The 19479-nt window shown below is 49.4% G+C and carries 19 protein-coding genes; 10 read left to right on the top strand and 9 right to left on the bottom strand.

Annotation, left to right across the window (positions count from 1 at the left end; all coding sequences use genetic code 11):
- Nucleotides 1–13 precede the first annotated feature (13 nt).
- Both GVY42_RS14930 and GVY42_RS14925 read right to left on the bottom strand, forming a co-directional pair.
- Complete coding sequence (locus GVY42_RS14930; RefSeq protein WP_159561921.1) at nucleotides 14–427, bottom strand: disulfide oxidoreductase; 414 nt, start codon at nucleotides 425–427, stop codon at nucleotides 14–16.
- Between the two features lies 1 nt (nucleotide 428).
- Entirely contained in the window at nucleotides 429–1085 is a 657-nt protein-coding gene (locus GVY42_RS14925) for a DsbA family protein (RefSeq protein ID WP_074037614.1), read from the bottom strand.
- A 123-nt stretch (nucleotides 1086–1208) separates the two neighbouring features.
- On the opposite strand from GVY42_RS14925, the gene GVY42_RS14920 reads away from it, so the two are divergent.
- The gene (locus GVY42_RS14920) at nucleotides 1209–2801 is read left to right on the top strand and encodes a diguanylate cyclase domain-containing protein (protein WP_159561920.1); all 1593 of its coding nucleotides are present in this window, start codon (nucleotides 1209–1211) and stop codon (nucleotides 2799–2801) included.
- A 26-nt stretch (nucleotides 2802–2827) separates the two neighbouring features.
- Here the strand turns inward: GVY42_RS14920 and GVY42_RS14915 are convergent, their stop codons facing one another.
- From GVY42_RS14915 to GVY42_RS14905, 3 genes are all read right to left on the bottom strand, one after another.
- Nucleotides 2828–3148: a DUF6241 domain-containing protein gene (locus tag GVY42_RS14915; RefSeq protein WP_159561919.1), complete on the bottom strand. Its 321-nt coding sequence runs from the start codon at nucleotides 3146–3148 to the stop codon at nucleotides 2828–2830.
- Between the two features lie 137 nt (nucleotides 3149–3285).
- Nucleotides 3286–4560: a 2-oxoglutarate dehydrogenase complex dihydrolipoyllysine-residue succinyltransferase gene (gene odhB / locus GVY42_RS14910; RefSeq protein ID WP_159561918.1), complete on the bottom strand. Its 1275-nt coding sequence runs from the start codon at nucleotides 4558–4560 to the stop codon at nucleotides 3286–3288.
- A gap of 18 nt (nucleotides 4561–4578) precedes the next feature.
- Nucleotides 4579–7434 carry a 2-oxoglutarate dehydrogenase E1 component gene (locus GVY42_RS14905; protein ID WP_159561917.1) on the bottom strand — a complete coding sequence of 952 codons (2856 nt, stop codon included), beginning with the start codon at nucleotides 7432–7434 and terminating at the stop codon, nucleotides 4579–4581.
- Nucleotides 7435–7771: 337 nt separating this feature from the next.
- Here GVY42_RS14905 and GVY42_RS14900 point away from each other — a divergent pair, with 337 nt between their 5' ends.
- From GVY42_RS14900 to GVY42_RS14880, 5 genes are all read left to right on the top strand, one after another.
- Nucleotides 7772–8704, top strand: a complete 933-nt coding sequence (locus GVY42_RS14900) for an ABC transporter ATP-binding protein (protein WP_074037619.1) — start codon at nucleotides 7772–7774, stop codon at nucleotides 8702–8704.
- A complete protein-coding gene (locus tag GVY42_RS14895) occupies nucleotides 8682–9419 on the top strand; it encodes an ABC transporter permease (RefSeq protein ID WP_031421269.1) in 738 nt (245 codons plus the stop codon). The genes GVY42_RS14900 and GVY42_RS14895 overlap by 23 nt, the downstream gene beginning before the upstream one ends.
- 65 nt (nucleotides 9420–9484) lie before the next feature.
- Nucleotides 9485–10033 (top strand): cysteine hydrolase family protein, encoded by a 549-nt coding sequence (locus GVY42_RS14890; RefSeq protein WP_015881013.1) that lies wholly within the window; start codon nucleotides 9485–9487, stop codon nucleotides 10031–10033.
- 272 nt (nucleotides 10034–10305) lie between these two features.
- A complete protein-coding gene (tnpB, locus tag GVY42_RS14885; protein ID WP_159561916.1) occupies nucleotides 10306–11397 on the top strand; it encodes an IS200/IS605 family element RNA-guided endonuclease TnpB in 1092 nt (363 codons plus the stop codon).
- A 161-nt stretch (nucleotides 11398–11558) separates the two neighbouring features.
- Nucleotides 11559–11759 (top strand): hypothetical protein, encoded by a 201-nt coding sequence (locus GVY42_RS14880; protein WP_159561915.1) that lies wholly within the window; start codon nucleotides 11559–11561, stop codon nucleotides 11757–11759.
- Nucleotides 11760–11801: 42 nt separating this feature from the next.
- Here the strand turns inward: GVY42_RS14880 and GVY42_RS14875 are convergent, their stop codons facing one another.
- Together GVY42_RS14875 and GVY42_RS14870 are read right to left on the bottom strand one after the other, a co-directional pair.
- Nucleotides 11802–12581: a sulfite exporter TauE/SafE family protein gene (locus GVY42_RS14875; protein WP_159561914.1), complete on the bottom strand. Its 780-nt coding sequence runs from the start codon at nucleotides 12579–12581 to the stop codon at nucleotides 11802–11804.
- Nucleotides 12582–12614: 33 nt separating this feature from the next.
- A complete protein-coding gene (locus GVY42_RS14870) occupies nucleotides 12615–12989 on the bottom strand; it encodes a rhodanese-like domain-containing protein (protein ID WP_159561913.1) in 375 nt (124 codons plus the stop codon).
- Between the two features lie 115 nt (nucleotides 12990–13104).
- On the opposite strand from GVY42_RS14870, the gene GVY42_RS14865 reads away from it, so the two are divergent.
- The 3 genes from GVY42_RS14865 to GVY42_RS14855 all read left to right on the top strand — a co-directional run bounded on the left by GVY42_RS14865 (nucleotide 13105) and on the right by GVY42_RS14855 (nucleotide 16021).
- Nucleotides 13105–13401, top strand: coding sequence for a rhodanese-like domain-containing protein (locus GVY42_RS14865; protein ID WP_015881009.1), 297 nt, complete (start codon nucleotides 13105–13107; stop codon nucleotides 13399–13401).
- Between the two features lie 31 nt (nucleotides 13402–13432).
- Nucleotides 13433–14833, top strand: coding sequence for a rhodanese-like domain-containing protein (locus tag GVY42_RS14860; protein WP_159561912.1), 1401 nt, complete (start codon nucleotides 13433–13435; stop codon nucleotides 14831–14833).
- Nucleotides 14834–14899: 66 nt separating this feature from the next.
- Nucleotides 14900–16021: a TlpA disulfide reductase family protein gene (locus GVY42_RS14855; protein WP_159561911.1), complete on the top strand. Its 1122-nt coding sequence runs from the start codon at nucleotides 14900–14902 to the stop codon at nucleotides 16019–16021.
- A 41-nt stretch (nucleotides 16022–16062) separates the two neighbouring features.
- On the opposite strand, the gene nfsA is transcribed toward GVY42_RS14855, so the two are convergent.
- The gene (gene nfsA / locus GVY42_RS14850) at nucleotides 16063–16812 is read right to left on the bottom strand and encodes an oxygen-insensitive NADPH nitroreductase (protein ID WP_159561910.1); all 750 of its coding nucleotides are present in this window, start codon (nucleotides 16810–16812) and stop codon (nucleotides 16063–16065) included.
- 171 nt (nucleotides 16813–16983) lie between these two features.
- Here nfsA and GVY42_RS14845 point away from each other — a divergent pair, with 171 nt between their 5' ends.
- A complete protein-coding gene (locus GVY42_RS14845; RefSeq protein ID WP_159561909.1) occupies nucleotides 16984–17877 on the top strand; it encodes a DNA/RNA non-specific endonuclease in 894 nt (297 codons plus the stop codon).
- A gap of 83 nt (nucleotides 17878–17960) precedes the next feature.
- Here GVY42_RS14845 and GVY42_RS14840 read toward each other — a convergent pair whose 3' ends face one another.
- Nucleotides 17961–19430 (bottom strand): catalase, encoded by a 1470-nt coding sequence (locus tag GVY42_RS14840; protein WP_159561908.1) that lies wholly within the window; start codon nucleotides 19428–19430, stop codon nucleotides 17961–17963.
- Between the last annotated feature and the right edge of the window lie 49 nt (nucleotides 19431–19479).

The following is a 19479-nucleotide window of genomic DNA, read 5'->3' as shown; positions in this document are numbered from 1 at the left end:
ACGTGCCAACTCCTTATCGCTTTTTGACGTTCCACATGAGGATTGTGATGAGCGTGAAAGCCGTCAATGCGAGGAACGGGATCGTGATGAACCCGAGCCAGTTAATGTATTGACCGCTACACGGAACTCCTTGTGCACAAGGTTGAATTTCTGCAAAACCTGGCACTTTCTGTACCAAGTAATGGTAAAGTGATACGAAACCGCCTATGATAGTAAGCGGTAACACATATTTCCGAACCGCCCGATCGTCCGTGAAGACGGCAATTCCCAAGAGGATGGTCAGCGGATACATAAAGATACGTTGAATCCAACATAGCTCACATGGCACGAACTCCCGAATCTCACTGAAGTAGAGACTGCCGAGCATCGCCATCAACGAGACGAGCCAAGCGAGGTATAACCCATACTTTTCGAGAAATGATTTCATCTTACAAATCCTGCTCGATCAGCTCTTGGATTTTTTCGTAATCGAACGGGTCTTCGAGCATCACGCCGTTGATCATGATGGACGGGGTGAATTGAACACCGTTCTCTTTTACAAGACCGTCATCCGTACTGACTTTTTCAAGTACGGTCGATTCTTCCCCAAGGTCTTGCTCAAACTTCGCCAAGTCGACCGATGTCGTCTCGCCTGCGATTTCTTTCAGCTTCTCGACGGTCACCCACGCATTGTCGTGTTGTTGTGATTCCGGTTGCGCATCGTAGAGCGCCTTATGGAACTTCCAGAACGACTCAGGGTCTTGCTCGTATACCGACTCGGAAGCGAGGGATGCCAAGATCGATTCTTGTCCGTGGAACAAGACGTTAATATAGCTGAAGCTGACGTCTTCCTTGTCGAGATAATCCGCTTTCAGTTGCGGGTAAATCGTTTCACCCCACTGTTTACACGAAGGACACTTGTAATCTCCGAACTCGACGACCGATACTTTTGCGTCCGGGTTTCCGAGTGTCGGTTGTCCTTCAATCGAGACGTGATCGCCACGCTCAGCTGTCGTCGACTCATCTTGGTTGAGTAAGACGAACACCAATGCGATTAATGCGACCGCGACGATGGTCAAGATGACCAACAATTGATTCTTTTTCATTCTCTTCACCTCTATCTATTTTCGACTCGTCTTTCATTATAGCGGAAGCTCTTCTTCCTATCATGATATCGACTCGTTTTTCATAATTCTCTTTAATTCAAGCTTTAGGAGGTTTATTTACGCATGATCAAGTCTTTTACGATGCGCCTCGGACTCATTTTGGCGCTCAGCATTGCCACGCTCGTCTTTTTACTGACGATCGCACTCACTTCCCTCATCAGTCACCGGGCATCTGACGCGCTCGAGAAAGAAATCGGGGAACGCCTCTCGACGACATCACATCAATTGGCGGACAAACTCGATTTTTATATGTGGTCACGCTATCAAGAAGTCCAACTCTTACAAGGCCTCGATTTAGAAGACCGAGACGAGACACGTCGACTCCTCGACCAAGTCCAATCAAACATCCCCGCCTTCTCTTGGATGGGCGTCACGGATGCGGACGGGACCGTCGTCGCTTCGACGAACGGGATTCTCGAAGGGGCATCGATTGCGGAACGACCGGTTTATCTTGAAGCACAAGATGCTCCCTTTATCGGAGATGTCCACGAGGCAGTTCTCTTAGCTGAATTATTGCCGAATCCGACGGGAGAACCGCTCCAATTCGTCGATATCAGTGTCCCGCTTTTCCAGGACGGCTCGTTTCAAGGGGTACTTGCCACTCATTTAAGCTGGGCCTGGGGGAAAGAAGTACTCGAACATTTCAATCGAACGCTTCATGAACAAGTCGATGATACGGATTTATTCGTCATCAGTGAACGAGACAGTGTCGTGCTCCTCGGTCCAGACGACATGGTCGGAAAACCACTCCCTGTATCCTTTACAGAAGGCGCCTCCGTGAAAGAGTGGGATGACGGTCAAGACTATCTGACAGGCATGTCAATCGGAGAAGGATATGATGAATATCCTGGACTTGGTTGGCAGGTCGTCGTCCGTCAGCCGACGGCAGTCGCGTTTGCACCAGTCGAGACACTTGAAACGAGAATTCTATGGATTGGTTTATTGGCCTCACTTGTGACGGCTGTACTCGGTTGGCTACTCGCTTCGATCGTGACGAGACCGTTGAAGCGAATCACCGAAACGGCTTCGCTCATGGAACAAGGGAAAGCGAACACGTTCCCCCATCAATCAGGAATCGAAGAGATTGAGTCGCTCGCGTTCGCGCTCGAATCGCTCGTCACCTCCCTGACAGAGTCTGAATCGGAGCGGGTACACTTTGAAAAACTAGCAAACCGTGACGCACTGACCGGTCTTTCAAACCGGGTCGCCCTACGTGAACAGCTGAATCAACTACACACCTCGCAAGAACCGTACGTCTTCTTTTATCTCGATCTCGACGGCTTCAAGGCGGTGAATGATACATATGGTCATGCGGTCGGGGACGAGGTATTGGTCGAGGTCGCACACCGGTTACGGGCGCTCCCCATCGAGGAGGTTTACCCCGTCCGATTGAGCGGAGATGAGTTCTTCCTCATGTTCCCAAGGACTGAGCGCTCGACCCAACAGGTTCGGGAGGTCGGAAGCACACTCATCGAGATGATTTCTGAGCCGATTACGCTAGACATCGTATCGGTAAAAGTCGGGGCTAGTATCGGGGCGTCCATTTGGAGTCCACCGGAACCACCGCACATCGCTATCGAACAAGCGGACGAAGCGTTATATCGGTCAAAAGCGAACGGGAAACACCAACTTTCCTTCCATGAGTCGCTCTCATGACATCGTTTCCCCATGCAAAAAGGAGTTCATGATGAACTCCTTTTGCTTATTCTTCCGTTTCCGTATCCACGACTTTCTTCTGCACGTGTCGCCAGTCCGTTCAAGAATCCAATGACAGCATACATTTCCTCTAACAATACGTCCTGTTCTTTATCGATTTCATCGAAGATAGCTTGTTCCCATCGTTCAATGATTCCGCAGAGTTGAAGATAGTTATCGTTTTTGATTTTATTCTTGTCGCGCAACAACTCCAAATAGTCACGAACCTCTTTCAGATTTTCATGTGTCATCGAGATGGCACCCGCTTTTTCTGTCGCCAAGACTTTTTGATGGGTGATCAGATGCATCGCATCGACGCGATTGTCTTTTCTCGTTGATTTCCATCATAAATATTTACTCAACAAAAAAACCTATAATAAGATTTTTTCTAAAACCTGACATAAAAAAGCACTCGCCCCTAAATAGGAGCGAGTACTTCCTGTTCTTACGCTTCGAACAACAATTGTTCTGGATCTTCAATCATGTCTTTGATGTGCTTGAGGAATGTCACAGCCTCACGACCATCTACGATTCGGTGATCATACGAGAGTGCCACGTACATCATCGGACGGTTCTCCATTGTATCCGCATCGATGGCGACTGGACGGAGTTGAATCGAGTGCATCCCAAGGATAGCGACTTGCGGTCCGTTCAAGATTGGTGTTGAGAGGAGTGAACCGAACACGCCACCGTTTGTGATCGTGAACGTACCACCTGTCAAATCACTCAACCCGAGCTTGTTGTTACGCGCTTTGTCCGCGAGGTGAAGGATATCTTTCTCGATTTCCCCGAAGTTTTTGCGGTCCGCTTCACGGACGACCGGAACGACGAGACCATCTGGAGCCGAGACGGCAATCCCGATATCATAATATTTCTTCAAGACGATTTCGTTGCCTTGGATTTCAGCGTTCAAGTAAGGCATCCGCTTGAGAGCTGCCACTGCTGCTTTCGTGAAGAACGACATGAAGCCGAGTTTGACATCGTTGTCTTTCACGAACTTCTCTTGGCGACGTTTACGAAGTGCCATGACCGCCGACATATCGATTTCGTTGAACGTTGTGAGCATCGCTGCCGTCTGTTGCACTTCGACGAGGCGGTTCGCAATCGTTTGACGACGACGTGTCATTTTGATGCGCTCTTCTTCTTTCCCATTCGCTGCCGGTTGTGGTGCCGGAGTGGCAGCCGCTGGTTTCTGCTCTTTCACGGCTGGTTTGTCTTCATGTTTTGAAACGTCATGGACGTTGATGCGACCGATTGGATCGTTCGTTTGGACAGCTGAAAGGTCGATACCTTTCTCTCGAGCGAGCTTGCGTGCAGCAGGTGTCGCGATTGGTCCTTTACCCGGGCTCGCCACGTGCTCTTCACGTTTCTCGACTTTCTTGCCTTCTTCAATAGACTCTGTCTTTTTCTCAGTCGGTGCTTCTGTTTTCGTTTCTGTCGCGTTTTCCGTCTTCGTCTTCGTCGCGACAGCCGTTCCGCCACCAGAACCTGAACCGAGACGTGCGATGACTTCACCGACTTGAACCGTGTCCCCTTCTCCGGCAAGTTGTTCTTCTAACACACCCGCTTCGTCAGCTGGGACTTCGATATTGACCTTATCTGTCTCGAGCTCGACGATTGCTTCCCCTTTTTCGACTTGGTCGCCTGGCTGCTTGAGCCATGTCGCGACCGTTCCTTCCGTAATGGACTCTGCTAATTCCGGTACTTTGATTTCGATCACAATGAGTTCCCCCTTAACTTATTTACGATCTTTTTGATATGTGCTCGTGCCTGCACCGCTCGAGACGACGTCACGAGAGAGTGCTTCACGGATGATGCGTGCTTGTTCTTGTTTATGAGCTGTCGGATTCCCTTCAGCCGGACTCGAACGACGGCGACGGCCGATATAACGGACATCGAGTCGGTTCGTTGTGACCGCTTCTAAACGAGGCTCGATATATGTCCAAGCCCCCATGTTTTTCGGTTCTTCTTGAACCCAGACGATTTCACGCGCGTTCGGATAACGACTGATGACATCACGAATCTCACGAACCGGGAACGGGTAAATTTCTTCGACACGGACGATATGCAAGAAGTCGAGTGACTCTTCTGACTTGCCGACCGCTTCCGCGAGATCGATCGCCATTTTCCCTGTGCAGAAAACAAGACGTTCGACTTTCTCTGTGTTCTCCCCGAGACCTGGCTGTTCGACGATTGGTTTAAAGCTCTCTTCCGTAAACGCCTCGACTGGTGACGTGGCGAGCGGGTGACGAAGCAGACTCTTCGGTGTCATGATGATCATCGGACGAATCTCTTCTTTCCCGAGCATCTCTGCTTGACGACGGAGAATATGGAAGTATTGTGCCGCAGACGAAAGGTTTGCGACTGTCCAGTTTTTCTCCCCGGCAAGTGTCAAGTAGCGTTCCATACGTGCACTTGAGTGCTCCGGCCCTTGTCCTTCGTAACCGTGCGGCAAGAGCATGACGAGGCCTGATTTTTGACCCCACTTCGCGCGTCCCGCCGAGATGAACTGGTCGAACATGACTTGCGCCGAGTTCGCGAAGTCACCGTATTGTGCTTCCCATAGGACGAGTGTATCTTGTGCGAATACGTTATAGCCATATTCAAATCCTAGCACCGAACCTTCTGAGAGCGGGCTGTTATAGACCGAGAATGATGCTTTCGCCGTCGACAACTCATGGAGTGGCGAGAATTTTTTACCTGATTCGACATCGTTCAACATGATGTTCCGTTGGGCAAACGTTCCACGCTCTGAATCTTGACCGCTCAAGCGGACCGGCGTACCATCTGAAAGAATCGACGCGAAGGCGAGCGTTTCCGCATGACCCCAGTCAATTTTCCCACCTTCGCTGAACGCGTCACGGCGACGGTCGAGCACTTTTTGAAGCTTATGGAAGACACCAAAGCCTTCCGGCCAGTTCAGTAACTCTTCGTTCAATTGCGTGAGGAATTCCCGTTCGACGCTCGTGTCGACTTTCGGGAATCCTTTATGGACCGCATCCGGTAATACGATATCTGCATCTTCTTCTTCAGAAGGAACGAGATCACGTGCTGCCTTCAAGGCCTGTTCGATTTTTTGTTCAATTTGCGCTTTCTCATCTTTCGTCATGATGCCTTCTTCCTCAAGTCGTGCGGCATAGACGTGACGGACAGACTGGTGTCCTTTGATGGCTTTGTAAAGGACCGGGTTCGTGTTCATCGGTTCGTCCATTTCATTGTGACCGTAACGACGGTACCCGATCAAGTCGACCAAGATATCTTTATGGAACTTGGCACGATACTCACTGATCAACTTCGCGACGGCAACACATGCCTCCGGATCATCCGCATTCACATGGAAGACCGGAATCTCGTAGCCTTTGGCGATATCACTTGCGTAACGCGTCGACCGTGAATCGTTCGGGTCCGTTGTGAAACCGATTGTGTTGTTGGCGATGACGTGAACCGTCCCACCTGTACGGTAACCCGTCAAGTTCGTCATGTTGAGTGTCTCCGCGACGATACCTTGTCCTGGGAAGGCCGCGTCTCCGTGGATCAAGATTGAGGCTGCCAAATCGTCGTGCTGTACAGCCGATCCTTTTTCAGAACGGTCATCTTGTGCGGCACGCGTGTATCCTTCGACGACCGACCCGACGAACTCGAGGTGACTCGGGTTGTTCGCCAAGTTGAGACGGACTTCTTTTTGCTGTTCGACCACTTTCCGGTCAAGACCGAGGTGATATTTCACATCACCTGACCAACCGAAGTTGATGCCGATTGACCCTTCAGATGGAATCAATTCTTTGTTCGGTGCGTGCTGGAACTCCGCAAAAATCATTTCGTATGGTTTGCCGAGAACATGGGCAAGTACGTTCAAACGTCCACGGTGGGCCATCCCGATGTTGATATGTTCCGAACCGCTCGAAATGAGGCCTCCGACCATCGCATCGAGAAGTGGCACCATCGCATCCAATCCTTCGATCGAGAAGCGTTTTTGTCCGACGTATGTTTTATGAAGGAATGATTCAAACAGTTCTGTTTCAGCCAAACGTTTGAATAACTCAATTTTTTCTTCTTTCGAGAAGGTTTGCTGTAACGCCCCTTGCTCGACTTGACGGCGAATCCACTTCTTCTCTTCCATGTCATCTAAGTGACGGAGTTCGATGGCGACCGTTCCTGTATAAACGTCAAGCAAGTGACGGAATAGTTCCAAGGCGCTCGCGTTTGGTTTTGGTGCATCGTCTGATAATAGGCGGGCTGGAATTTGTTTTAAGTCTTCTTCTGTCAAATCATAGCGTGACAGTTCGAATAACTCCTGCTCGCGCGGGTGATCTTTTAGTGGATAAATATCAGCTGCTTTATGACCGAAAGCACGGATGTCGTTGATGAGCCGTGTCGCCGAGACGACCTTCTCTAAATCAAACGATGGACCCGAGACCGGCACTTCTGTCGGTGACGACGTTTCCGGTGCCCCAAATTCGTCAAAATATCGACGCGTTTCTTCATCGACCGATGATGGGTCTTCCAAATATTGTTCGTACAGTTCAATGATGTAGCCTAAGTTAGGACCATAAAATGCTTGCGATTTCTCGTGAACATTCGACGACTCTCCCATTGAATAAATCCCCCTTATCCATTCCTAAACGTCCAATCTGTGAACGCTTTCATTTTAACATGTAGCCCGAAGCAGTTCACCTTTCTCCTACCCTGGTGAACAAAACCAAATCTTGCCTCTTACGCTCAACTTCATACTACACCTTTCGTCGCAGAAAGACCCTTACAAATTCACAATTCGTCCATACTATTTCAATAAGTTTTGCTTATCGATAAATTGTGTCTTGATGTATTTGTTTCAACAATTTCAAAAAAAGATGAAACCTTATTTCAAACAGCCCCGTAATAGGGAGTGTAGGCATTACACTATTACTCTTAACAGAAAGCTAGGTGACCACATGTTATCCGTACAAAATGTCCATAAAAAGATGGGAAAAGCAACGGTATTGACAAATGTCAGCTTTGACGTCGTTCCAGGAGAAATTTTCGGATTCCTCGGACCGAACGGCGCCGGGAAGACGACAACTATTCGAATCATCACAGGCCTCATGCCTGCGACGCACGGGACCGTGACAGTCGATGGGTATGACGTGGCGAACAACCGCCAAGAAGCGCTCAGCCGAATCGGGGCCATCGTCGAGAATCCTGCATTCTATCCGTACATGACGGGCCGGGAAAACTTGATTCATGCGATGAACTTGATTCCGAACTTGAAAAAAGTCGACTTGAATGCACTCGGTGCCCTCGTCGGACTCGACGGAAAGCTCGATATGAAAGTCAAACAGTACTCACTCGGGATGAAACAGCGCCTCGGGATTGCCCGTGCCTTGTTGCATAACCCAAAAGTGCTCATCTTAGATGAGCCGACGAACGGTCTTGACCCAGCTGGGATCGCCGACCTTCGGAATTACTTACGCCACCTTGCGGACCACCGCGGAATCGCCATCCTTATCTCGAGCCATTTATTGAGCGAGATGGAATTGATCACCGACCGTTTCGCAATCATTGACCAAGGACAAATCAAGTCAGTGGAAGACGGACAGACGAAGGCTGACAGCGTCATCCTCTGTAAAGTTGCCAAGGAGCAGATGAACGAGGCACTTGACGTCGCAGCACTCGCCTTCGATGATGTGAAAATCGTCCAGCAGTCTGCCGAGTCGTTTATCGTACCGCGTCAAGAGACAGACATTCCGGTCTTACTGAAACAATTAATCGAGCGCGATATCGCCGTCTATCAGATTGGTATGAAACACGAGTCGCTCGAAGAACAATTCTTGAAATTGACGAAAAAAGAAGGAGGTACGAACAATGCGTTCATTACTCAGCAATGAATGGATGAAATGGCGTCGTACGATTAAACCATACGTCGCCCTAGGCGTGTATACGGCAATCATCCTCATCGTATACGCTGTATTGGCCAGTGGTGAAGGGACACCAGAAGCGGCATCGTTCTTTGAATTTTCAACGATGGGTGCCATCGCTTTCTTGAGTATCTTTACGATTGTCTTTACGGCAGAGATGGTCGGGAACGAATTGAAATTTGATACGTTGAAACACCTGTTGATGAGCCCGTACTCTCGCGACCGCATCTTATTGTCGAAGCTCGTCATGGCCGTCCTCGTCATGTTGCTTCAATTCATTTTCATCTTAGTCGTCGCGTTCGGGTTCTCACTCACGTTAGATGGCTCTGTCACATGGGATGTCGTCCGTCCGATCCTCATCAGTGTGAGCGGACCGATCTTCATCATCTTCTTGACGCTCATGTTCTCGGTCGTCTTCAAGTCGGTCGGCGTCGTCATCGGTTTCACGGTACTCGCAAACTTCGCCTCAAGTATCATCGGCGGTCTTCTCGTTGCTTGGAAACCTGAGCTTGCGAAATGGATTGTCTTCTTGCATACAGACCTTTCAATCTATGACGTCAACCCAGAGTTTATGAAAGCGATGGACGCTACGATGGGCTTCTCGATTTTCTATGTCGCCCTTCATATCATCGCCTTCTATCTCATCACGGCATTTATGTTCCGCAGTAAAACGTTCGCGGAATAAGCATACTTCAAATGAAAAAGTGGTACCTCTTTGCTATAGGAGTTTTATAGTAAGGAGGTATTTCTATGTCTAAGACGGCATTACTCATTATTGATTTGTTCAATGATTTTGATTTTGAAGGTGGCGACATGCTACGTAAACATACGGAAGCGATTGTTGAACCGATTCTCGAGCTTAAAAAGCATTTTAAAGAGTTGGACTTGCCCGTCATTTATTGTAATGATAACTTCGGACAATGGAAAGATAGCACGGAAGACATCATTGAGTATGTAAAAGCTTCTAAGGGTGAACATATTGCCTCGCAAATCGAACCGGAAGATGAAGAGTATTTTATTATAAAGCCAAGGCACTCCACTTTCTTTGGAACTCAGTTAGATATTTTACTTCGTCAGTTAAACGTGACGAAATTGATTTTAACCGGAGTCGCGACGGATATTTGTATCCTCTTTTCTGCCAATGATGCATATATGCGTGACTATGATATATATGTACCTCGTGATTGTGTGGCGGCAGAAACATCCAAACGTCACGAAAGTGCCTTGACGATTATCGATGAAGCACTGGGAATTGAAATATCTCCTGTGTCTGAATATATGAGTCACATTCAAAAGTGATTTATAGTAATCAGCGTGGTCACAAAATCCCAACATTTAGAACGTTTTCAAGCTCTTCTTTTAACTAAATCAGGCGAGAATTCTCCCTCCTCTAAGCTTCTCGGGGCGTAGCCCAGCGTAGGTGGGAGATGAATCGCCCGGTCCAAAAGTCTTCTCTCCCTATGACATAATTACGAACGAAAGTTCGTGATTATGTCATATTCTCCCTCCCCCTCCACGGGTATCGGATGAGGAGGACACATCACGATCTTCGGAAGGGAGGAGGGACGGACATGCTGAAAGGCTATAAATATAGGCTTCACCCGACGCCGGCACAGGAAGAGTTCCTCATCAAGACGATCGGCTGCGCACGGTTCATCTACAACAAGCTGCTCGAGGACCGCATCGCCATCCGCGAGGAGGCGAAAGCGGGGGACGGGACGAGACGGAAACCGGCGACACCCGCCTCTTACAAGCGCCTGTTCCCGTTCCTCGCCGAGGCGGACAGCCTCGCGCTCGCGAACGCGAAGCTGAACCTCGACACCGCGTTCGCGAAGTTCTTCGCCGGGACGGGCGGCTTCCCGTTGTTCAAATCGAGACGGCGGTCGCGCGCCTCCTACACGACGAACAACCAGCACGGCACGATCCGCATCGAGAACGGCAAGGTGAGACTGCCTAAAATCGGCTTCGTGAAGTTCGAACAACATCGCCCGTTCGAGGGAATCATTAAGTCGGCGACGGTCTCGATGACGAGGACGGGCAAGTTCTTCATCTCCATCCTCGTCAATCAAGATGAGGAAAAGTGGATCCCAGCCGAGAACAAGGTCGGAATCGATCTCGGCCTAAAACACTTCGCCGTCATGACGAACGACGCGATGGTCTCGGAGAAGATTGACAACCCCCGACTCATCCGGAAGTCCGAAGCGAAGGTCAAGAAGGCGCAGCGCGCTTTGTCACGCAAGAAGATCGGGAGTAAGAATCGTGAAAAAGCCAAGTTACTTTTGGCCAAGAAACACGAAAAGATCGCGAACCAACGCAAGGACTTCCTTCACAAGCTGTCGAGACGGATCGTTGACGAGAACCAAGTCATCGTCGTGGAGACATTGAAGTCGAAGGACATGATGAAGAATCACAAGGTAGCGAAGTCCATCGGGGATGTCAGTTGGTACGAGTTCGTCCGACAGTTGGAATACAAATGCAAGTTCTACGGACGGACGCTCATCAAGGCAGACCCCTGGTTCGCATCGACGCAGATCTGTTCTTCTTGTGGCGTCAAAGGCGAGAAGAAGACGATGGATGTTCGTGAATGGACGTGTACTCATTGCGGTGTTCATCATGATCGAGACATCAACGCGAGCATCAATCTGTTGATGTTGGCAAACTAAAACGAATTCCTTCAGGGTGGGAACCCCCCGACGAGCTTGGTAAATAATCGTGGCTAATAAAAGTACGATCTTCCCAAGAAGCTCCCCCTTCAATTTGCGAAGCAAATAAGTGGCGAGTAGTTCACGCTATTCTTAAGTTATAACGGTCAGTAAAGGGTGTGATGTTTTTGTACCTAACAATCGGATTAGCCTTGCTCGTCTGTTTAATTGCAATGATTTTCACTATTATGGTCGGGCTCGGGAAAGACCGCTCCACGTACAACCAAAAGAAGAGCTGGTCGATGGTTTCTTGGCTCTACATCATCTTGCTCCCTGTCTCGTTTATCGGGCTCGGACTTCTCTACTATTTCATTACGAAGTAACGTAAAAAATCACGACGCCAGAAAATAGGCGTCGTGATTTTTTCATGCGATTAAGTCGCTCCAAATTTTGATGGTACTCGCTAAGATGAGTAGCGCTAAAATCCATTGGAGTGCTTTCGTATTCATATTCTTCCCGACATTCGCCCCGATTGGAGCGGCAATCAGGCTCGCGATAATCATAATGATGGCCGGACCCCAGACAATTTGATCGGTGATGATTTTACCGAACGTCGAGCCAATCGACGAGATGAAGGTGATGGCGAGGGAACTCGCAATCGCCATCTTCGTCGGGATGCGTAAGACGACAAGCATGATCGGCATGAGAATGAAGGCTCCCGCTGCCCCGACGATTCCTGCCGCAATTCCCACGACGAATGCTGAACTTGCCGCAATCACTTTGTTGAACTGCACTTGATCAAGTGGCATGTCGTCTACTTGCGGCTTCGGCAAGAACATCATGATTGTCGCAATCGTTGCGAGTACGGCATATACGACATTGATCATCGTCTCCGATAAAATCGTCGACCCGTACCCTCCAATGAAGCTTCCGATTAAGACCGACACACCCATATAGAGGATTAACTGTTTGTTTAAATATCCACCTTTACGATAGGCATAAATCCCACCGATTGTTGCAAAGAACACTTGAATGGCGCTAATTCCTGAAACCTCATGTGCGCTAAAAGCAGCAAATCCTAAAAGCGGTGGGATGTACAACAACATCGGATATTTGATAATCGACCCGCCAATTCCGACCATCCCTGAAATGAACGACCCGATAAATCCAATTAGAAAGATTGTAATGATAAACCCGAACTCCATATTGACTCCTCCATTTGTTTTCGTCTTCTCTACTTATTCAATCGATTCCCAAGCCATCATCCCGCCTGATACGTCATAGATTTCCGTATAGCCGGCATCCTGTAATTGACTAGCCGCCTGGGCACTTCGGTTACCGCTCCGACAGATCACATAGATTGGTTCGTCTTTCGGATACGGCAGATGGTTTGCATCTAATGAAGAAAGTGGTGCATTCACCGACCCTTCAATATGCCCCCCATCGTATTCCGATACTTCGCGTACATCAAGAAGCGTTATTTCCTTGTTTTCCAATTTGTTTTGTAGAGTTTCGACGTCAACTTTCGTAATTTCATCCTTTCCTGATGTGATTACAAAGATAAAAATTGCGATAACAGCCAAAGTTCCGACAAATAAGGAAATCCTCTTCATATTTTCCCCTCCAATTCTTTTCACTTGCGCTCATTATACCTTAGGGGGTATATTAAAGCCAACGAAACATTCTCGTTGCCAAAAACCTTAACCATGAAAAGGAGATCAAAGACTCATGAAGACGATTACGACTACTGAATTAGAAGCGTTACTTCAAGCTGACGACTCACTCAACCTCATCGATGTACGAGAGGTGGATGAATATGCTGGAGGTCACATCAAACAAGCGAAAAACGTACCACTTTCTGAATTCGGGGCAAAAGTCGATGAGCTCGATCGCTCTAAACCGATTCACGTCATTTGCGCAGCCGGTGGACGCAGCATGAACGCATCTGCTTATCTTGACTCACTCGGATTCGACGTCACGAACGTCGACGGTGGGATGATGAGCTGGCAAGGCGAAGTCGAATAAACGATTACTTTACTCATAGGGGGAAATTTATATGCTATTACGTTATTTTTATGATGAGAAACTAGCACAAGCTTCATATATGGTCGGTTGCCAAATGACGGGAGAAGCGATCTTCATCGATCCGGCCCGTAACATCGAGCCTTATCTTCAAGAAGCGAAAAAAGAAGGCATGAACATCGTCGCAACGGCAGAGACGCATATCCATGCGGACTTTGTGTCCGGTTCACTCGAACTCGCGAAGCGCACAGGTTCGAAAGCCTATCTATCAGACGAAGGTGATGCTTCTTGGAAGTATGCATTCGCGAAAGAAATCGACGCACAACTCGTCAAAGAAGGCGACACGTTCAAGATCGGAAACGTGACACTCGAAGTCATGCACACACCTGGTCACACACCGGAACATATTTCGTTCCTTCTTTATGACCGCAACCAGACACAACCGATGGGGATCTTCACAGGAGACTTCGTCTTCGTCGGAGATATCGGTCGACCTGACCTTCTCGAAGAAGCAGCCGGTGTGAAAGGAACGACGGCAATCGGTGCGGAACAAATGTTTGATTCACTCAAAAAATTCATGGCACTTCCTGACTTCGTTCAAGTCTGGCCAGGACACGGCGCAGGTAGTGCTTGCGGGAAAGCACTCGGTGCGATCCCAACATCGACGGTCGGTTACGAGAAAGCGACGAACTGGGCGCTTCAAATGACGGACAAAGATGCCTTCATCAAAGAATTGACGACGGATCAACCAGAACCGCCGAACTACTTCGCCATGATGAAGAAAGTAAACAAAGAAGGCATTCAAGAGACAACGGACATCGCTCGTCCTGAAGTCGTCGAGTCGGACCGGCTCGATACACTCGTCGAAGAAACGCAAGTCGTCGATACACGTAAAGGTGAAGATTTCGCAAATGGTCACGTACCAGGGACAATCAACATCCCGTATAACAACAAGTTCGTTTCTTGGGCAGGCTGGCTCGTCAACTTCGACAAAGACATCACGATTATCGCAAGTGCAGAAAACGTCGATCAAGTACAAACGGACCTCCAATCAATCGGTCTCGACCGTCTTCGCTTCATCGTCCCAGCCGAAGAACTCGATGCATCACTTTTGACGGAAACGTATACGGACGTGACGGCAGAAGAAGCGATTGAAGCTGCTGAAAAAGGTGACGTGTTCGTCCTCGACGTTCGAAACGCGACAGAATGGAACGCGAGCCATTACGAAAAGGCAGAACGTATCTTGCTCGGTAAGCTCGCACGTGACCACGAAGGTCTTCCGACAGACCAAACGATTGCGGTGCATTGTGCGTCAGGCGTCCGTTCACGCATGGCAGCAAGTATCCTTCAATCGCTCGGCTACAAAGATATCCACAATATCCTCGGTGGCTACGGCGCGATGAAGACTGTCTTGAACGCTCAACAAATCAAGTAATGCTATACTGACTATGAATATGGCGCCCGCTTTGAGAGGGGCGCCTTTTGTTTAGGAGGGAAAGACGTGGTCGCCATCGGTCCACTCAACATTCGTTTCGATTTACTCATCTTTTTACTAAGCCTTGCCGTCCTTTACGGCATCTTCCGCTTTCTCGGGTTGTCGAGTAAACAGCGTGAAGCCGTCATCGGGACATGGTTCTATGGTTTTCTTGCCTGGAAAGGAAGTGCCATCGTCATCGGTCTGTTGACGACACGTGACCTATCGCTCGCTCTTTATGCCACAGGAGGCGTATGGTCTCAATGGATTGCAGCTGCTGTCGTCCTTTGGTTCGTCTATCGACTCGACCGGAACCTTTTAGGGTATTGGGTGCTGAGCGGACTCCTCATTTGGTTCGGGATGACACTCGCGGTTCCAGTATACGGGACGATTTTGAACCTTTCCGACCAGCCGATTCATCTATGGAGCGCCATGCTCATTTTTCTGCTACTCGGAACGACGTGGCGCTGGATGCATGAACCGACTCGTGGAAACATTCTTTGGACAGTATGCGGTGCATCCGGCATCTGGCTATTTAAGTCATATGCGGTCGGACAGATTCAATGGTGGATGATTGTCATCGCCCTCGTCCTCTTCGGATTGACGGTCTATCTCGCCCGCCCTTCAAAGAAAGTGATTCAAATTAGTGTCGGAGTCCTGGTCGTTCTCGCGGTCGTGAATGCTGTCCTGCCAGAGAAAGCGACACAATCTGTCACGACAGAGACGGCGTCAACCGGTTTGAACATCGGGCAAATTCCCCCTTCGTTCGAATTACAGCGAACCGATGGGAGTACATTCGACTTAACTTCACTACGTGGTCAGCGCGTCGTCGTCAACTTTTGGGCGTCCTGGTGCCCGCCTTGTCGGGCGGAGATGCCGGATATGGCGGCGTTCGCGAAAGAGCGAGATGACGTGACCATCGTCGCCGTCAACACGACGACGAGTGAACGCGACCCCGCCGATGCCGTCTCGTTCGTCGAACCGTATGAAGACGCATTTACCGTCGTCTATGACCGTGACGGCCAAGTCGGAGATGCGTATCGGATTCAAGCGATGCCGACGACGTATGTGCTCGATGAATCGGGTGTGATCATCGCGAAGCAATTTGGTGCCATCGACAAGAATTGGCTCGACGCCCAATTGAATTGAACATGACAAAACCGCCGACAAAGAGTTGTCGGCGGTTTATCTTATTGCTTCAAATAGCCTTGTGCTTTCAAAAAGTCTTTGACGTCAAGACGTGTCGATTTCGACAACATGCGTCCCATTTGGCCAGTCCACGTGTCTTTACGCGGATTCGATCCCCGGACCATGTAGTAATCATGGATCAACGCGTCGTAATCCGAAAGTGACTGTTTGATCCGTTCTGGATTCGCCTCGTATGCGTTCTCATGGTAGATATGATGGAACGGTAGACGGGGCTTTTGATCTTCGACTGAAGCCGGTACACCGACGGCCATGCCAAAGAGCGGAATGACCCGTTCCGGCAATGCGAGCACTTCTTTCACCGCAAAGAGGTCGTTCCGAATGCCACCGATATAGCAGACTCCGAGCCCCATCGACTCTGCCGCCACTGCCGCATTTTGTGAGGCAAGTGCAGCGTCGATCACAGCGACAAGCAGTTTCTCATCGGTCTCAAGTGTTGCGGACACTTCTGTTTCTTGCAGTTCACCAATCACCTCATGGCGATGCAAATCCGCACAAAAGACGAAGAAGTGACCGTTCTCGACCACGTAATTCTGGTTGCCCGCAATCTCAGCGAGTCGTTTCTTTTTCGCTTCATCGGTCACCCCGATGATGGAGTAGGCCTGGATAAAGCTAGACGTCGATGCCCGTTGTGCGCTCTCGACGATGGTCTGGATTTGTTTGTCTGTCAATTTCTCGTCCGTAAAATCGCGGACGGAACGGTGGTTCAATAAAGTCTCAATCACTTCGTTCATACGTTCTTCCCCCTTTTTTTCAATCTTGGCATAAGCTATCTGAATCCACAAATGAGAGGAATCCATCGGGCACATTTTGAAGGGAGGACGCTCACATCTCGTTTTCTTATGCTATCATTATAAGCTACATAGTAAATACGATAGCGTAACTTCGAATAAGGAGCGATATAGATGAAAAGAATACCATTTTACATCCCATTCCTACTTGGGGTGCTATTCCTCTCAGGCTGCACGGATGCCGACGTGAGTGTCTCGACGTCGATGTCAACCGAAGAAACAGTGGAAAAGGAACCTGTACAAGAGGAACAAACCACCGAGACCCCTAAATCTGAAGGCGATGTATTTGAAGGCTATACGAAGATCGAGGTCGATGGCGGCAATCAGTCCGGCACACGGGAGGCGAATGTCGTCGTTGATATCGGCTTTGGCGACCGAGAGTACTGGGCGTTCACGAACGAACACGGTCAACTGGTTCGCGTGATTGCTGATGAGATCATTCTTCAAAACGACGAGACCGAAGACGTCAATTCTTCAGGACGCTATTATGCAGACGAGGCGAAAGTTCCGGGTGTCGAAGACCCTAACCTCGACGAAGGCCATATCATCGCCGATTCACTTGGCGGTGTCTCGAACGCCTATAACATCACGCCACAAAACAGCGCACTCAACCGTTACGGCGACCAGGCATTCATGGAAGATGTCATCCGGAAGGCTGGCGGGGCGAAAGACTTCGAAGCCATCATCACCTATCCGAACACGACGACTCAGATTCCTTCCCGCTACCAATACACGTATACCGTACGGGGCAATACGGTCACCGATACGTATGATAACGTGGATCCGGAGGAAGTGAACGAATCGCTCGGATTGACGGATGATTCCCCTCCTGCAGTGACGACGGAACCAGTCGAGGAACGGGAATTATCCGATATCGACCTTGACGGAAACGGACAAGTGACAATCAAAGAAGCAAAGAACGCCGGATTCGAGATGCCGATCACGCGTGACCATTGGCTGTATCAATACATGGACGACCGAGACGGTGACGGGATGGTCGGGGAATAACTATGACGAACGAGACGTTTCTCCACGAGAGAGGCGTCTTTTCGCATAGAAAAAAACCGCGGTGTAAGACCGCGGTTACGTGTTTAGTTCGACATTTGATTCAAGAATGGTGCGAGATCGACGTTCAACTCTTTCGAGAGACGCTCTCCGAGTTCACGGTCCGCACGATAGAAGTTGCAGATCAAGAGGAGAACGGTCTTCTCGTGACGAACTTCTTTGATATGCGCCACGAGGTTACGAACGAGCGCATCCTTCTCTTCCTGAGAATAGCGACGATACACCTCTCCGGCTTGTCCGAAGTCATTCGTCTTCTCAATCTTCTGACGACCCGTCACGCCTGTGATCGGTTGCGGCGTCTCGATATAGTCCGCATTCGGCTTCGGCGTGTCTTCGTAACGGTTCGGCTCGTAGTTGACCGGGCTCGTCTGTTGCTTGAACGGCATCGCCCCGTCACGCTGGTTGTTCGCGACTTGAGCGAACGGGCAGTTGATCGGGAGTTGGAGATAGTTCGGTCCGATGCGGTAACGTTGCGTATCCGAATACGAGAAGAGTCGTCCTTGGAGCATCTTGTCTTCTGACGGCTGGATCCCTGGTACGAGGACGCCTGGGTTGAAACCGACAGACTCAGTCTCGGCGAAGAAGTTATCGACATTTTTGTTGAGGGTCATCGTTCCAACCAATTGATACGGGATGACATCTTCGAACCAATCTTTCGTCGCATCGAGCGGGTCGAAGTCAAAGTTGTCCATGTCCGCTGGGTCGAGAATCTGTACATATAGATCCCATTCCGGATAGTCTCCATTTTCAATGGCGTTGAACAGATCACGTGTCGCATGGTTGAAGTCTTCTGCTTGGATTTTCGCCGCTTCTTCCATCGACAAGTTTTGAATCCCTTGCTTCGGTACCCAGCGCATCTTTATGTACACCGTGTTGCCGAATTCATTCACCCACTTGAAGGAATGGACGGATGACCCTCGCATGTGGCGATACGATGCTGGGATTCCCTCGTCACTGAAGAGATGCACGAGCATGTTCGTTGATTCCGGTGTGAGCGACATGAAGTCGAAGAAGCGGTCCGGGTCTTGAAGATTCGTTTGTGGGTCCGGCTTGAGCGAGTGAATCACGTCCGGGAATTTAATCGCGTCACGGATGAAGAAGACCGGTAAGTTGTTTCCGACGAAATCATAGTTCCCTTCTTCCGTGTAAAACTTGACGGCGAAACCGCGTGGGTCACGAAGCGTCTCCGGTGAACCTAATCCGTGGATGACGGTCGAGAAGCGCGCAAACACAGGCGTCTCTTGCCCTTCTTCTTGCAAGAATGCGGCTTTCGTATAGCGTTTCATACTATTTTTTACAGTGAAGACACCATGCGCCCCTGCGCCTCTCGCGTGAACGACACGTTCTGGTACTCGTTCACGATCGAAATGCGCTAATTTCTCAATTAGTTGGTAGTCTTCGAGAAGCGTCGGGCCCCGACGACCCGCAGTGATGGAGTTGGCGTTATCCCCGATTGGTACGCCTTGGTTAGTAGTTAGTTGACGGTGTTGATCCATATGATTGCCTCCCATTATTTATAATCATTACAATTTTGATATTAATCAA

Origin of the sequence: Exiguobacterium sp. 8A, from assembly GCF_902506275.1 — a bacterium.
Taxonomy (GTDB): Bacteria; Bacillota; Bacilli; order Exiguobacteriales; family Exiguobacteriaceae; genus Exiguobacterium; species Exiguobacterium profundum.
The sequence above is the reverse complement of the archived record's forward strand: the minus strand, read 5'-3'. Positions and strand labels throughout refer to the sequence as shown.